The 12,703-nt window shown below is 66.3% G+C and carries 12 protein-coding genes; 3 read left to right on the top strand and 9 right to left on the bottom strand.

Annotated elements, in window-relative coordinates:
• Nucleotides 1-89 precede the first annotated feature (89 nt).
• Complete coding sequence (locus ABE423_RS19120) at nt 90-806, bottom strand: SURF1 family protein (RefSeq protein WP_346487178.1); 717 nt, start codon at nt 804-806, stop codon at nt 90-92.
• Between the two features lie 57 nt (nt 807-863).
• On the opposite strand from ABE423_RS19120, the gene ABE423_RS19115 reads away from it, so the two are divergent.
• Nucleotides 864-1,082 (top strand): twin transmembrane helix small protein, encoded by a 219-nt coding sequence (locus ABE423_RS19115; RefSeq protein ID WP_005412025.1) that lies wholly within the window; start codon nt 864-866, stop codon nt 1,080-1,082.
• Nucleotides 1,083-1,102: 20 nt separating this feature from the next.
• Here the strand turns inward: ABE423_RS19115 and ABE423_RS19110 are convergent, their stop codons facing one another.
• From ABE423_RS19110 to ABE423_RS19085, 6 genes are read right to left on the bottom strand one after another with little or no spacing between them, the layout of a single operon-like run.
• On the bottom strand, nt 1,103-1,978 hold the full coding sequence (locus ABE423_RS19110) for a cytochrome c oxidase subunit 3 (protein WP_005412024.1): 876 nt from the start codon (nt 1,976-1,978) through the stop codon (nt 1,103-1,105).
• A gap of 14 nt (nt 1,979-1,992) precedes the next feature.
• A complete protein-coding gene (locus tag ABE423_RS19105) occupies nt 1,993-2,583 on the bottom strand; it encodes a cytochrome c oxidase assembly protein (RefSeq protein ID WP_107432934.1) in 591 nt (196 codons plus the stop codon).
• On the bottom strand, nt 2,580-2,816 hold the full coding sequence (locus tag ABE423_RS19100) for a hypothetical protein (protein ID WP_279912651.1): 237 nt from the start codon (nt 2,814-2,816) through the stop codon (nt 2,580-2,582). The genes ABE423_RS19105 and ABE423_RS19100 overlap by 4 nt, the downstream gene beginning before the upstream one ends.
• An 8-nt stretch (nt 2,817-2,824) precedes the next feature.
• Nucleotides 2,825-4,432, bottom strand: coding sequence for a cytochrome c oxidase subunit I (gene ctaD, locus ABE423_RS19095; protein WP_100467696.1), 1,608 nt, complete (start codon nt 4,430-4,432; stop codon nt 2,825-2,827).
• Between the two features lie 59 nt (nt 4,433-4,491).
• Entirely contained in the window at nt 4,492-5,445 is a 954-nt protein-coding gene (gene coxB / locus ABE423_RS19090) for a cytochrome c oxidase subunit II (RefSeq protein WP_049401627.1), read from the bottom strand.
• A gap of 11 nt (nt 5,446-5,456) precedes the next feature.
• On the bottom strand, nt 5,457-5,933 hold the full coding sequence (locus ABE423_RS19085) for a DUF2244 domain-containing protein (protein ID WP_004153894.1): 477 nt from the start codon (nt 5,931-5,933) through the stop codon (nt 5,457-5,459).
• A 273-nt stretch (nt 5,934-6,206) separates the two neighbouring features.
• Between ABE423_RS19085 and putA the strand changes: the two genes are divergently transcribed.
• On the top strand, nt 6,207-9,425 hold the full coding sequence (putA, locus tag ABE423_RS19080; protein ID WP_107432928.1) for a bifunctional proline dehydrogenase/L-glutamate gamma-semialdehyde dehydrogenase PutA: 3,219 nt from the start codon (nt 6,207-6,209) through the stop codon (nt 9,423-9,425).
• A 117-nt stretch (nt 9,426-9,542) separates the two neighbouring features.
• On the opposite strand, the gene pnuC is transcribed toward putA, so the two are convergent.
• Entirely contained in the window at nt 9,543-10,115 is a 573-nt protein-coding gene (gene pnuC / locus ABE423_RS19075) for a nicotinamide riboside transporter PnuC (RefSeq protein ID WP_032129718.1), read from the bottom strand.
• Nucleotides 10,116-10,257: 142 nt separating this feature from the next.
• Nucleotides 10,258-11,607, bottom strand: coding sequence for an outer membrane protein transport protein (locus ABE423_RS19070; RefSeq protein ID WP_180838556.1), 1,350 nt, complete (start codon nt 11,605-11,607; stop codon nt 10,258-10,260).
• Nucleotides 11,608-11,833: 226 nt separating this feature from the next.
• Here ABE423_RS19070 and ABE423_RS19065 point away from each other — a divergent pair, with 226 nt between their 5' ends.
• Nucleotides 11,834-12,526, top strand: a complete 693-nt coding sequence (locus ABE423_RS19065; protein ID WP_019662230.1) for a rhomboid family intramembrane serine protease — start codon at nt 11,834-11,836, stop codon at nt 12,524-12,526.
• Nucleotides 12,527-12,703 lie beyond the last annotated feature (177 nt).

The following is a 12,703-nucleotide window of genomic DNA, read 5'->3' as shown; positions in this document are numbered from 1 at the left end:
TTTGGAGCGGGGGGGTCGTGTGTCGGAGGGGGCGCGCTGCCGCTCCCCTGCCACCCCCTCCTGGGGGGGGGGGGCCCCCGCGCCCCCCACTACCGGGCGATGGGGCGCCTCCTGCGCCATTCCAGTACCAGCGCCACCACCAGCACGGTCAGCGCCAGCCCGAACCACTGCACGGCGTAGCCCAGGTGACGCTGCGGCGGCAGCGTGTTCGGCAGCAGGTCCAGATCGCGTTCGTCGCCGAATGGCAGTGCCGGGTCCAGGCGCAGGACGCGGTCGGGCAATACCGGTAGGCCAAGCGCCGCCGCCAGGCCTTCGGCGGGCAAACGGCTGGCCAGCCAACGCCCGGCCTCATCGGTAGCGGAGAACGCCGGGCCCAGTGCCAGTCCCGCCGACGGCGGCGGCGCCAATAACCCACGCACCGCCACCGGCGAAGGCGGCGCCGGCACATCCGGCAGCGTGCGATCCGGCGGCAGCGCGCGCCAGCCGAGGTCGACCAGCAGCACGCTGCCTCCGTCACTGCGGAACGGACGATAGATCTTCACCCCGGCGCGACCATGCCGGGTCTGGTTGTCCAGCAGCACCACGCCGGGCAGGAAGCGGCCGTGGTCGGCCACGCCATGCAACGCGCCGGGCGCCGCCAGAGCCTGCGCCAGTGGCAGCGCCTGTGCCACGGCTGGACCTTGTGCATCCAACATTGCCTGTTTGGCATGCATGCGCTGCAGCTGCCACAGCCCCAATGCGCTGAAACCGGCCATCGCCAGCACCGCCAACAGCCAGCCGATCACGCGCGTGTGCTGGCGCATCATGACAAGTCCGCGCAAACGCGGTCAGATAGGCCCATCCACCCTGCCCTCGAGCCGCGCATGAGTGATTCGCTGAAGACCCTGCTGGTAATCGCGTTTCTGATCGTCATCGTCTGGAATCTGGGCGCCGGCCTGTATTACCTGCTGGTCGACCGCGGCCAGACCAAGCGCACGGTCAACGCACTGACACGCCGCATCGCGGTGTCGGTGGCGTTGATCCTGCTGGTGATCGTGAGCATCTACATGGGCTGGATAAAACCGCACGGCATCGGCGGCTGAGGCCACCGATACGTGCGCGGTCAAAGCACGTAGACGAACATGAAGAGCATCAGCCACACCACGTCGACGAAGTGCCAGTACCACGCGGCGGCTTCGAAACCGAAATGGTTGTCGCGGGTGAAGTGCCCCTTGGCCGAACGCAGCCACATCACGATCAGCATGATCGTGCCCAGCAGCACGTGCGCACCGTGGAAGCCGGTCAGCATGAAGAACGTTGAACCGTAGATGCCCGAACCGAGCGTCAGGTTCAGTTCCTTGTAGGCGTGGATGTACTCCTCCGCCTGCAGGGTCAGGAAGCCGAGGCCGAGCACCACGGTCAGGCCCAGCCAGATCAGCAGCTGGCGGCGGTTGCCCGCCTTCAGTGCGTGGTGGGCGATGGTCAGGGTCACGCCGGAGGTCAGCAGGATCAGCGTATTGATCAGCGGCAGGCCCCAGGCCGGAATGGTCTGGAACGCGCCACCGATCGCCGCCGGGCCATTGGTCGGCCATCCGGCGGAATAGCCCTGCCAGAGCAGCTCGTTGGTCATCACCCCGCGGCCTTCGCCGCTGAGCCACGACAGGCCCAGGTTGCGGGTGTAGAACAGCGCGCCGAAGAACGCACCGAAGAACATCACTTCGGAGAAGATGAACCAGATCATCCCCATCCGGAACGAGCCATCGACCTGATGGTTGTAGTTGCCGGCCTGCGATTCGCGCACCACGTCGCTGAACCACCAGAACAGGGTCAGCACCAGCATCGCGATGCCGATGTAGAACGTCCAGCGTCCCCAGCTGGCATCGTTGAGCCAGCTGGCCACACCGACCATGGTCACCATCATCGCGATGGAACCCACGAACGGCCATTTGCTCTGGGCCGGGACGAAGTACACGTTGGCGTCGGTCGGTGTCTGGGCCATGTCGGTATCCGGGGTCAGGGTGCGGCGTGCGCGCCTTCCGAGGTGGCGGCCGGAGCCAGCCGATCGGACAGCGCGTCGTTGCGGTAGAAGGTGTAGGACAGCGTGATCGTCTTGATCTCCGGTGGCAGGTCCGGATCGACGATGAAGCGCACCGGCATGTCGCGCTTCTCGCCGGCCTGCAGCGTCTGCGCGGTGAAACAGAAGCACTCGGTCTTGCTGAAGAAGCCCGACGCACGCGCCGGCGCCACCGAAGGCACCGCGCTGCCGACCACTGCCTGCTGGCTGTCATTGCGGGCGAAGTACAGCGCTTCGTTGAGTTCGCCCGGCACCACGTCCATCGTCAGCTGCTCGGGATGGAACGACCATGGCAGCCGTGAGTTGACCCCGCCATCGAATTCCACGCGCACGGTGCGCTTGCCGGTCACGGCGCCGGTACTGGCCTCGCTGCCGGGACCGCGTTCCAGGCGCACGCCGAACACCTTTTCGCAGGCGATGCGGTACAGCGGTACCAGCGAGAACGTGAGCAGGAACACCGCCACCGCCACACCGATCAGGCGCGGCAGTCCCGCACTGCGTGACGGTGTGCTGGCCGGTGCGTCGCTCATCGGCCGATCACCCCACTGAGGATGAAGCCGACGTAGACCAGCACGGCGATGGCGCCGACCCACATCGCCGTGCGCCTGGCGCGCTGGCGTTGCTGCTCGATGCTTCCACCCTGGTAGAGCCGACCGCTGGTCGGCTGCGCTTCGCTGTTGTAGAGCCGACCGTTGGTCGGCTGCTTTTCGTCAGTCGAGCATGGCTCGACTCTACCGATCGGGAGCGGGCTTTCGTTATGCATGCCCCACCTCAATGCGTGATGTCGTCATGCGCCAGATCCCCCGGGCGGATGGTCGGCGGCGTGGTGAAGGTATGCGCCGGCGCCGGCGACGGCAGCGTCCATTCCAGGCCGCGCGCACCTTCCCACGATCGGGCCTCGGCCTTCTCGCCATTGCGCAGCGAGGACAGCAGGATCGCGGCCATCATGAACGGCGTGGCGAACATGCCGAACGCACCGATCGAGCTGATCAGGTTCCAGTCGGCGAAGGCCACGCTGTAGTCGGGAATACGCCGCGGCATGCCGGCCAGGCCGAGGAAGTGCTGCGGGAAGAACAACAGGTTGACGAACACGATCGACCACCAGAAGTGCACCTTGGCCCACTTCTCGCTGTACATCCGCCCGGTCCACTTCGGCCACCAGTAGTACACCGCCGCGATCAGCGCGAACACCGCGCCGGTCACCAGCACGTAGTGGAAGTGCGCGACCACGAAGTAGGTGTCGTGGTACTGGAAGTCAGCCGCCACGATCGCCAGCATCAGGCCGGAGAAGCCACCGATGGTGAACAGGATGACGAACGCCACCGACCACAGCATCGGTGCCTCGAACGTCAGCGAGCCACGCCACATGGTGCTGACCCAGTTGAACACCTTCACCCCGGTCGGGATCGAGATCAGCATGGTGGCGAACATGAAGTAGATCTCGCCACCCAGCGGCATGCCCACGGTGAACATGTGGTGGGCCCAGACGATGAACGACAGGAACGCGATGGCGGCGGTGGCGTACACCATCGCCTGGTAGCCGAACAGCGGCTTGCGGCTGAAGGTCGGGATGATCTCGCTGACCACGCCGAAGGCGGGCAGGATCATGATGTAGACCTCGGGGTGCCCGAAGAACCAGAAGATGTGCTGGTACATCACCGGGTCACCGCCACCGGCGGCGTTGAAGAAGCTGGTGCCGAAGAACTTGTCGGTCAGCAGCATGGTCACCGCACCGGCCAGCACCGGCATCACCGCGATCAGCAGGAACGCGGTGATCAGCCAGGCCCAGCAGAAGATCGGCATCTTCAGCAGGTCGATGCCCGGCGCACGCATGTTCAGCACGGTGGCGATGATGTTGATCGCGCCCATGATCGAGCTGATGCCGGCCACGTGGATGGCGAACACGCTGAAGGCGACGTTGTAGCCGCCCTGCAGCGACAGCGGCGGGTACAGCGTCCAGCCGCCGGCCGGCGCACCACCGGGCAGGAACAGGGTCAGCAGCAGCAGGCTGAAGGCCACCGGCAACAGCCAGAACGACCAGTTGTTCATGCGCGGCAGCGCCATGTCCGGCGCGCCGATCTGCAGCGGGATCATCCAGTTGGCGAGGCCGACGAAGGCCGGCATCACGCCGCCGAAGATCATCACTAGCGCATGCACGGTGGTCATCTGGTTGAAGAACTCGGGCTTGACGAACTGCAGGCCCGGCTGCGCCAGCTCGGCGCGGATCACCACACTCATCGCCGCACCGATGATGAACATGATGAAGCTGAAACCCAGGTACAGCGTGCCGATGTCCTTGTGGTTGGTCGAGAAGAACCAACGCTCGAAGAAACTCTGCTGGTGATGGTGATCGTCGTGCCCAACTGCCGAGTGCGCCATTGCAAAACACCTCTCAGAATCGGTTGTCACCACGGCCGCGAACGGCCGCGGGCTTTACATCACGCGCCGCTGGCCGCGGTGGCAGGCGCGCTGCCGGCTTCAGCAGCGGCAGGCGCTGCAGGTGCCTCTCCCGTCGGTGCAGTCGGTTCGGCAGGTGCCGCCGGCGTTGTCGGCTCGGCGGGCGGCGCCGGCTTGCGCTGCGCCAGCCACTGCTTGAACTCTTCCTTGGACACCGCCTCGACCACGATCGGCATGAAGCCATGGTCCTTGCCGCACAGCTCGGCGCACTGGCCGCGGTAGACGCCGGGCTGCTCGATGCTGGTCCAGGCCTCATTGATGAAACCGGGGATGGCGTCCTGCTTCCAGCCCAGCGCCGGCACCCACCAGGCGTGGATCACGTCGTCGGAGGTGATGACGAAGCGCACCTTGGTATCGACCGGCAGCACCAGGCGGTTGTCGACATCCAGCAGGTAATGCGGGTGAGTCTCGCGGGTCGGCACGATGCCACTTTGCCGCACGCGGTCGGACTCGCGGTCCAGGCGGCTGGTGAAGGTGACGTTCTCGCCGAGATATTCGTACTTCCACATCCACTGGTAGCCGGTGACCTTCACCGTCATCTCGGCATCGCGGGTGTCGTACATCTTGATCAGGTTGGCCGTGGCCGGCCATGCCATCACGATCAGGATGATCACCGGGATCACTGTCCAGATGATCTCGGCCTTGGTGTTGTGGCTGAAGGTGGCGGCGACCGCGCCCTTGGATTTGCGGAACTTGAAGATGGCGTAGGCCATCGCCCCGAACACGATGACGCCGATCACCGTGCAGATGATCAACGATAGATTGTTCGATTCCCAGGCCAGGCGCGAGGTCTGGGTCACCCCCTTGCCCATGTTCAGCTGCCACGGCTTGGGATCGGCCGCCTGGGCCCAAGCCAACGCCGGCATCAGTCCCCCGGCCACCATGGCGGCGACCGCTGCAACGCACTTCGTGCCCCACCTGCTGCTTTGCTTCATTGCCTAGACCCTTAGCGTCGTCGGTTGCCGCCATCGCTGGCGGCGAGCAAGCTTTCAAGTGTCTCTGCGAGCGTCTGACGTTCGGCCGGCGCGAGGAAACTCCCCACCTCCACCTGCCGGCCGCTGGATGCCAGCCGGACCCTCTCGTCGTCGGTGAGCAGGCGCACCCAGTGGGGGTGGGCCCGGAACACCGGCGATCCACCGGGTACGGGGATGACCTCCACGTACGCCGGCACTACCCGGATCTCCTCCTGCCGTTCACCACTGCGCCACAAGGCACGCAGTGCCGCCGCCAGCACCAGGCTGTACAGCAGCGCGAACAGGGGGGCGAATGCATTGCCGGCCAACCACCCGAGGGCGGACACCAGCCACATCGCACCCGACAACACGGTGAACAACAGGACGAACTGCCGGGCATCGAGCGCCCGTGGGGGACGCAGCCGCAGCTGCGTACCTGACCCATCCGGAGCTGGAAGCACCTCGATCATGTCGCAACCGCGTTCCTGCCGCGGGAAACGTCTCGATGGTAGCCCCGCCCTCTCGCCGGTAGCAAGGGTGCATTCACACTTTTACCATGCTGCAACACAGCATGAGGTCGGCGGCACGAATGACGAATTCAGCACAAATTCTGCCGAGCTTGCTGAACACGCTGAATCCACCGCAGCTAGGGGCTATCAGCGCTTCACGAAGGTGGCTGATGGGCACTTCCGCAACCCGCAAAAATGATTAAAATCGCCAAGTTTTCCACTGGCCGGACCGGCATGAACGCACCTTCCTCCTCCCCTGCCGCCCACGACGCTCCGCGTCCCGGCGCGCTGCTGTCGCCGGAACTGCCGGCGCCCCCCAACCCGTTCCGCCAGGCCATCACCGATGGTTGGTTGAAGGACGAGGCCAGCCACGTTCGCGAGCTGCTGGCGCAGGCCCGCCTGCCCGCCGAAGAGCAGGCCAAGGTGCAGGCGCTGGCCGCCGACCTGGTCGGCCGCGTGCGCGTGCGTGCCAAGGACCAGGGTGCGATCGAAGCCTTCATGCGCCAGTACGACCTGGGCAGCGAGGAAGGCGTGCTGCTGATGTGCGTGGCCGAGGCGCTGCTGCGCATTCCGGACCAGGACACCGCCGACAAGCTGATCCGCGACAAGCTGGCCGATGCCGACTGGGAAAAGCACCTGGGCGGCAGCGACTCGGTGCTGGTCAACGCCTCCACCTGGGGCCTGATGCTGACCGGCAAGCTGGTGCAGATGAACGACGCCACCCGTGCCGATGCGCCCAGCGCGTTCAAGCGCCTGGTCGGCCGCGTCGGTGAGCCGGTGGTGCGCCTGGCCGTGCGCCAGGCGATGAAGATCATGGGCCACCAGTTCGTCATGGGCCGCACCATCAGCGAAGCGCTGTCGCGCTCGCACAAGGGCGACAACGCGAATTACCGCTACTCGTTCGACATGCTGGGCGAAGGCGCGCTGACCATGAAGGACGCGCTGCGCTACCTGGAAGACTACCGTCGTGCGATCCACGCCATCGGCGGCGACCACAAGGCACGCGGCGGCCGTCCGGACGGTGACGTCAACAACGCGCCGGGCATCTCGATCAAACTGTCGGCGCTGTACCCGCGCTACGAGCACGCCAAGCGCGAGCGCGTGCTGAAGGACCTGGTGCCGGGCGTGCTGGAACTGGCACAACTGGCCAAGAGCTACGGCATCGGCTGCACCGTCGACGCCGAAGAGTCCGACCGCCTGGAACTGTCGCTGGACATCATCGAGCAGGTCTTCTCCGACGCCTCGCTGGCCGGCTGGGACGGCTTCGGCGTGGTCGTGCAGGCCTACCAGAAGCGCACGCCGTACACGATCGACCACCTGGCCGACATGGCCCGCCGCGCCGGTCGCCGCCTGCAGGTGCGCCTGGTCAAGGGCGCCTACTGGGACGCCGAGATCAAGCGCGCGCAGATCGAAGGCTACCCGGGCTACCCGGTGTTCACCCGCAAGCAGAACACCGATGTCTCCTACCTGGCCTGCGCCAAGCGCCTGTTCACGCATGCCGACGCGATCTACCCGATGTTCGCCACGCACAACGCACACACCATCGCGGCCGTGCGCAGCATCGCCAACGGTGGCGTGTACGAGCACCAGAAGCTGCACGGCATGGGCGATGACCTGTACGCGGAAGTGGTGCCGGCCGACCGCTTGAACCTGCCCTGCCGCGTGTATGCGCCGGTCGGTTCGCATGAAGACCTGCTGCCGTACCTGGTGCGTCGCCTGCTGGAAAACGGCGCCAACTCCAGCTTCGTCAACCGCATCACCGACGAGCGCGTGCCGATCGCCGACCTGATCCGCGATCCGGTCGAGATGGTTGCTTCGTTCGAATCGATTCCGCATCCCAAGATCCCGCTGCCGGTTGACCTGCTGCGCAGCCAGAACCACGACAGGAAGAACTCCATGGGCGCCAACCTCGCCAACGACAACGAACTGCGCGCCCTCGCCGAGCAGATCAACGCTGCAGTGAAGCCGTGGCAGGCCGCCCCGCTGGTGCCGGGTGCGAACCCGGCCGGCGCCGCGCTGCCGGTGACCAATCCGGCCGACACCCGCGAAGTGGTCGGCCAGTGGCTGGCCGCCGATGCCGCCACCGTGCAGAAAGCCCTGGCCAACGCCGTGGCCGCGCAGCCGGCCTGGAACCGCACCCCGGCCGCCAGCCGCGCCGCCATCCTCGAGCACGCCGCCGACCAGCTGGAAGCGCGCATGCCGGAGTTCATGGCGCTGTGCGTGAAGGAAGCCGGCAAGAGCCTGCCCGACAGCATCGCCGAAGTGCGCGAAGCCGTGGATTTCCTGCGCTACTACGCCAAGCAGGCGCGCGAGCAGTTCAGCCACGCCGAGAAGCTGCCCAGCCCGACCGGTGAATCCAACGAGCTGCAGCTGCACGGCCGCGGCGTGTTCGTCTGCATCAGCCCGTGGAACTTCCCGCTGGCGATCTTCCTGGGCCAGGTCGCTGCCGCCCTGGCCGCCGGCAACAGCGTCATCGCCAAGCCGGCCGAGCAGACCAACCTGATCGGCTACTACGCGGTGAAGCTGCTGCATGACGCCGGCGTGCCGGCCGAGGTGGTGCAGTTCCTGCCGGGCGACGGTGCCACCGTCGGTGCCGCACTGACCGCCGACCCGCGCGTGGCCGGCGTGGCCTTCACCGGCTCCACCGACACCGCCCGTGCGATCAACCGCGCGATGGCCGCACGTGACGCCGCCATCGGTGTGCTGATCGCCGAGACCGGTGGCCAGAATGCCTTCATCGCCGACTCCTCGGCACTGCCGGAACAGCTGGTCAAGGATGCGATCGGCTCCGCCTTCACCTCGGCCGGCCAGCGCTGCTCGGCCGCGCGCGTGCTGTTCGTGCAGGACGACATCGCCGACAAGGTGATGACCATGCTGGCCGGTGCGATGAAGGAACTGAAGGTCGGCAACCCGGGCCTGCTGTCCACCGACGTCGGCCCGGTGATCGACGCCGACGCGCTGAAGATCCTGCAGGACCACGCCGAACGCATGGACCGCGAAGCGCGCCTGATTGCTGCCGCCGAGCTGTCTGCCGAAGCGGCCAATGGCACCTTCTTCGCGCCACGTGCGTACGAACTGAAGGACCTGGGCCAGCTGCAGAAGGAAGTGTTCGGTCCGGTCCTGCACGTGATCCGCTGGAAGGGCGACCAGCTCGACGCGGTGATCGACCAGATCAACGCCACCGGCTACGGCCTGACCCTGGGCGTGCATTCGCGCATTGACGAGACCGTCGACCGCATCAGCAACGGCGTCCACGTCGGCAACGTCTACGTCAACCGCAACCAGATCGGTGCGGTGGTCGGCGTGCAGCCGTTCGGCGGCCAGGGCCTGTCCGGCACCGGCCCGAAGGCCGGCGGCCCGCACTACCTGCTGCGCTTTGCCACCGAAAAGACGGTGACGGTGAACACCACCGCTGCCGGCGGCAACGCCTCGCTGCTGACCCTGGGCGACTGATCGCCCGGTAGTTGCAGTGAACGAAAAACCCCGCGAAAGCGGGGTTTTTTGTGCTTTTTTCCTGTAGCGCCGAGCCCATGCTCGGCTTGTACGGTGCAGCCGAGCGTGGGCTCGGCGCTACACCCGCATCAGGCCGCGCCAATGACGCAACGCCACCAGCGCGTTGATCCAGAAGCCCACGTACAGGATCGAGGTCAGGTGCAGGCCACGGCTGTAGTACAGCGGCACCGCAACGGTGTTCACCAGCAGCCACACCCACCACGATTCCAGCTTGCGCCGCATCATCAGGATCTGCGCGATCACGCTCAGCACCAGTACCGCCGAATCGATGTAGGGCGCGTAGGCGTTGGTCAGGCGGGTCAGCATCCAGCCGTAGCCGAACGTGGCCACCACCGCCAGCGGCGCCAGCCAGGCCCATGCACGCGGTCGCAATGAGGTGATCGGCAGCGGCGCACCGTGATCGCCACGCAGCCACTGCCACCAGCCCAGCACGCTGATGGCAATGAAGAAGAACTGCAGCACCATGTCCGCGTAAAGATGCGAGCGCTCGAACACCGCTGCAAACAGCGCACAGCCGACGATGCCCAGCCACCAGGTGTGCACGTTGTTGCGGCCGGCCAGCAGGATCGAGCCGGCGACGGCGATGTTGGCAGCCAGCTCCAGCTGGAAGTTCGGATCGGACAGGTTCATGGCGCTATTGTCGTGGATCCACGCCGTGGATGGCTGCGCTCTTCAGTAGATCCACACCACGCGTGGATGGCCCGGGGCCACAGAAAAAGAAAGCCCCGCTTGCGCGGGGCCTTCCGTGTGCTGCGTCAGGCCGAGGCCCGAATCAGAACTTGTACTGGAACGAAGCCGCCAGCACGTCGCCACGGACCTTGTACTTGCCCGACAGCGAGTTGCCCTGGTTGGCAGTGGTCGCACGCACGTTCACGTTCGGATCGCTGGTGAACAGGTGGGTGTAGCCAAAGTTGTACTCGGTGTTTGCCGACGGGGTCCAGCCCACGCCCAGCGACAGCCACTTGCGGCTGGTATCCGGCACGCGCACGTCGCGGTGGGCGTCGGTGGTCGGGGTCTGGTCCAGCGCAACACCACCGCGCAGGGTGACGGTGTCGCTCAGCTTGTAGTCGGCGCCCAGCGACACGAAGGTGGTGTCACGGTAGCCGAACTCCAGGACCGAGTCCGCCTGCGGCGACGCATAGTCGACGGTGACGCTGTCAAAGGCGGTCGACCAGGCGGTACGGGTCACGTCGCCCATCACGGTCCAGCGGTCGTTGACCTTGTGGGTCACGCTCAGGGTGGCCGAGGCCGGCATGGTCACCGTGGCCTTGCCGCTGGTGTCCATGAACCAACCGCGGGTACGCGGCGAGTTGGTCAGCAGCGAACGTGCGCGGTCGGCGCCGCTGAAGGTCGCATCACCACCGGTGATCTTGTGCTCGACCTTCGAACGGTAGCTCAGGCCGATGTGGGTGTTCTCGTCGATCGAGAACAGGCCACCGACGGTCCAGCCCACGGCATTGTTGTCACCCTCGATCTTCAGGGTGCCATCCGCGCTGCCCGGGGCGAAGCCCGGAGCGCCGGCGCCGGCCAGGATGCTGCCGTAGTCGACGGCGTTGCTCAGCTCGATGGTCAGGTGCTCGACGAACACCGACGCGCCGAACGACACGTACGGGTTGACGTCATACGACGCGGCGAAGCCAAGGTCGATGGCCTTCAGATCGGTCTTCAGGCCGCTGTAACGACCCACCCAACCGTTGTCGTATTCGGTCTTGAAGCCGAACGGTGCGGTCAGCGACACACCGAAGTGGGCCTGCTCGCCGATCGGCATGTGGAAGTACGCAGCCGGGACCGGAGCGATCATGCCGGCGTCGCCGCCGTCACCACCGGTCTGCGGGCGGCCTGCCGCATTGCGGCCCTGGCCCTTGAACTCGGCCTTGAAGCTGATGGCGCTCAGGTCGCCCTGGACCATCGTGCCTTCCAGCTGGCGCATGCCGGCCGGGTTGACGGCGATGATGGAGGCGTCGCCTTCGGCGCTGCCGGAACCGGCGAACGCGCGGCCGAGGCCCTTGGCGCTGTTTTCCTTCAGCTGGAAGGCGGCAGCGTTGGCATCGGCGGCGGCCAGCGCACCGGCAACGCCGACGGCCAGCAGGGTCAGTCGGGCAATGGTGGAAGCGGTTTGCATCGTAGTTCTCTCTCCGGTAAGCGGTGATGGTGCTCTAAGTGCGCCTGCGCCCGGCAGGCCTTGGGGCCCTTCGGAGCGCGCCGGATTCCCCTCCCGACATACGACGCCGTATGCGAGTATTACCCAGAGCTGTTAATGAAACAATAACAGCGCAGGCGCTTTTTTCGTCCCAGAAGCTGAACAGGACAATCCCCGCCGTAAGCGCCCGCACGCTAGGCTATTGCCCATGTTCGTCTCCCTCCCGTCGCGCAAGAAGGCGGCCCTGCGCTGGGCCACGCCCGTGCTGTTTGCGGCACTGTGGCTGGCGTTCCTGTGGTCGATTTCGCGTCCGGACGACGCCCGGGGCAGCCTCTGGCTGGACTGGGGCGCCCTGTCCACCGGCCTGACCCACCCGCTGGACTGGTGGGCGACCCTGCAGGACGGCAGCGTGCTGCGGCTGTTCACGGCCCTGTTCCTGCACGCGGACTGGTCACACCTGCTGGGCAACCTGGTATTCCTGCTGATCTTCGGCCTGCCTGCTGAGCGGGTGCTGGGCCCGTGGCGGCTGCTGCTGCTGTTCCTGGTCGGCGGTGCCGTTTCCAATCTGGTGGCGATCTACACCATGGGCAGCCCGGACCAGATCATCATCGGCGCCAGCGGCGCGGTGTCCGCACTGATCGGCGCCTATCTGGCGCTGTTCCCGGGTGCACGGCTGGGCGTGGTCATTCCGCTCGGCCTGTTCCTGGAGTTCGTGCGCGCCCCGGCCTACCTGCTGATCGGCGTCTGGGCCGCCCTGCAGGTGGTGTTCGCCCATATCGGCCCAAGCTTCGGCATGGTGGCCTGGTGGGCGCACATCGGCGGCTTCGTGTTCGGCGTGGTGTACGGGGTCTACGTGCGGGCGGCCATCGCCCGCCGCCTGCGCAAGCGCCACGGCTTCTGACCCCTGGTAGTGCCGGCCGCTGGCCGGCTCCACGCGCACCCGCTCGTTCTTGGATCAGTCGAGCACGGCTTGTATGTTCCTCCCGGCTCCTACGCGGTATGTAGGAGCCAGGGTGGAGGGACCGTCAAGCATGCATCTGCGGATACTAGCCGACAGACGAGTCGAGCGATCCCCATC

Source organism: Stenotrophomonas sp. TWI1409, assembly GCF_039673015.1.
GTDB lineage: Bacteria > Pseudomonadota > Gammaproteobacteria > Xanthomonadales > Xanthomonadaceae > Stenotrophomonas > Stenotrophomonas maltophilia_A.
The sequence above is the reverse complement of the archived record's forward strand: the minus strand, read 5'-3'. Positions and strand labels throughout refer to the sequence as shown.

Bases quoted from the DNA above. Each gene is read 5' to 3' on its own strand.
- ABE423_RS19120 (WP_346487178.1), bottom strand. From the start codon at position 806: ATGATGCGCCAGCACACGCGCGTGATCGGCTGGCTGTTGGCGGTGCTG.
- ABE423_RS19115 (WP_005412025.1), top strand. From the start codon at position 864: ATGAGTGATTCGCTGAAGACCCTGCTGGTAATCGCGTTTCTGATCGTC.
- ABE423_RS19110 (WP_005412024.1), bottom strand. From the start codon at position 1,978: ATGGCCCAGACACCGACCGACGCCAACGTGTACTTCGTCCCGGCCCAG.
- ABE423_RS19105 (WP_107432934.1), bottom strand. From the start codon at position 2,583: ATGAGCGACGCACCGGCCAGCACACCGTCACGCAGTGCGGGACTGCCG.
- ABE423_RS19100 (WP_279912651.1), bottom strand. From the start codon at position 2,816: ATGCATAACGAAAGCCCGCTCCCGATCGGTAGAGTCGAGCCATGCTCG.
- ctaD (WP_100467696.1), bottom strand. From the start codon at position 4,432: ATGGCGCACTCGGCAGTTGGGCACGACGATCACCATCACCAGCAGAGT.
- coxB (WP_049401627.1), bottom strand. From the start codon at position 5,445: ATGAAGCAAAGCAGCAGGTGGGGCACGAAGTGCGTTGCAGCGGTCGCC.
- ABE423_RS19085 (WP_004153894.1), bottom strand. From the start codon at position 5,933: ATGATCGAGGTGCTTCCAGCTCCGGATGGGTCAGGTACGCAGCTGCGG.
- putA (WP_107432928.1), top strand. From the start codon at position 6,207: ATGAACGCACCTTCCTCCTCCCCTGCCGCCCACGACGCTCCGCGTCCC.
- pnuC (WP_032129718.1), bottom strand. From the start codon at position 10,115: ATGAACCTGTCCGATCCGAACTTCCAGCTGGAGCTGGCTGCCAACATC.
- ABE423_RS19070 (WP_180838556.1), bottom strand. From the start codon at position 11,607: ATGCAAACCGCTTCCACCATTGCCCGACTGACCCTGCTGGCCGTCGGC.
- ABE423_RS19065 (WP_019662230.1), top strand. From the start codon at position 11,834: ATGTTCGTCTCCCTCCCGTCGCGCAAGAAGGCGGCCCTGCGCTGGGCC.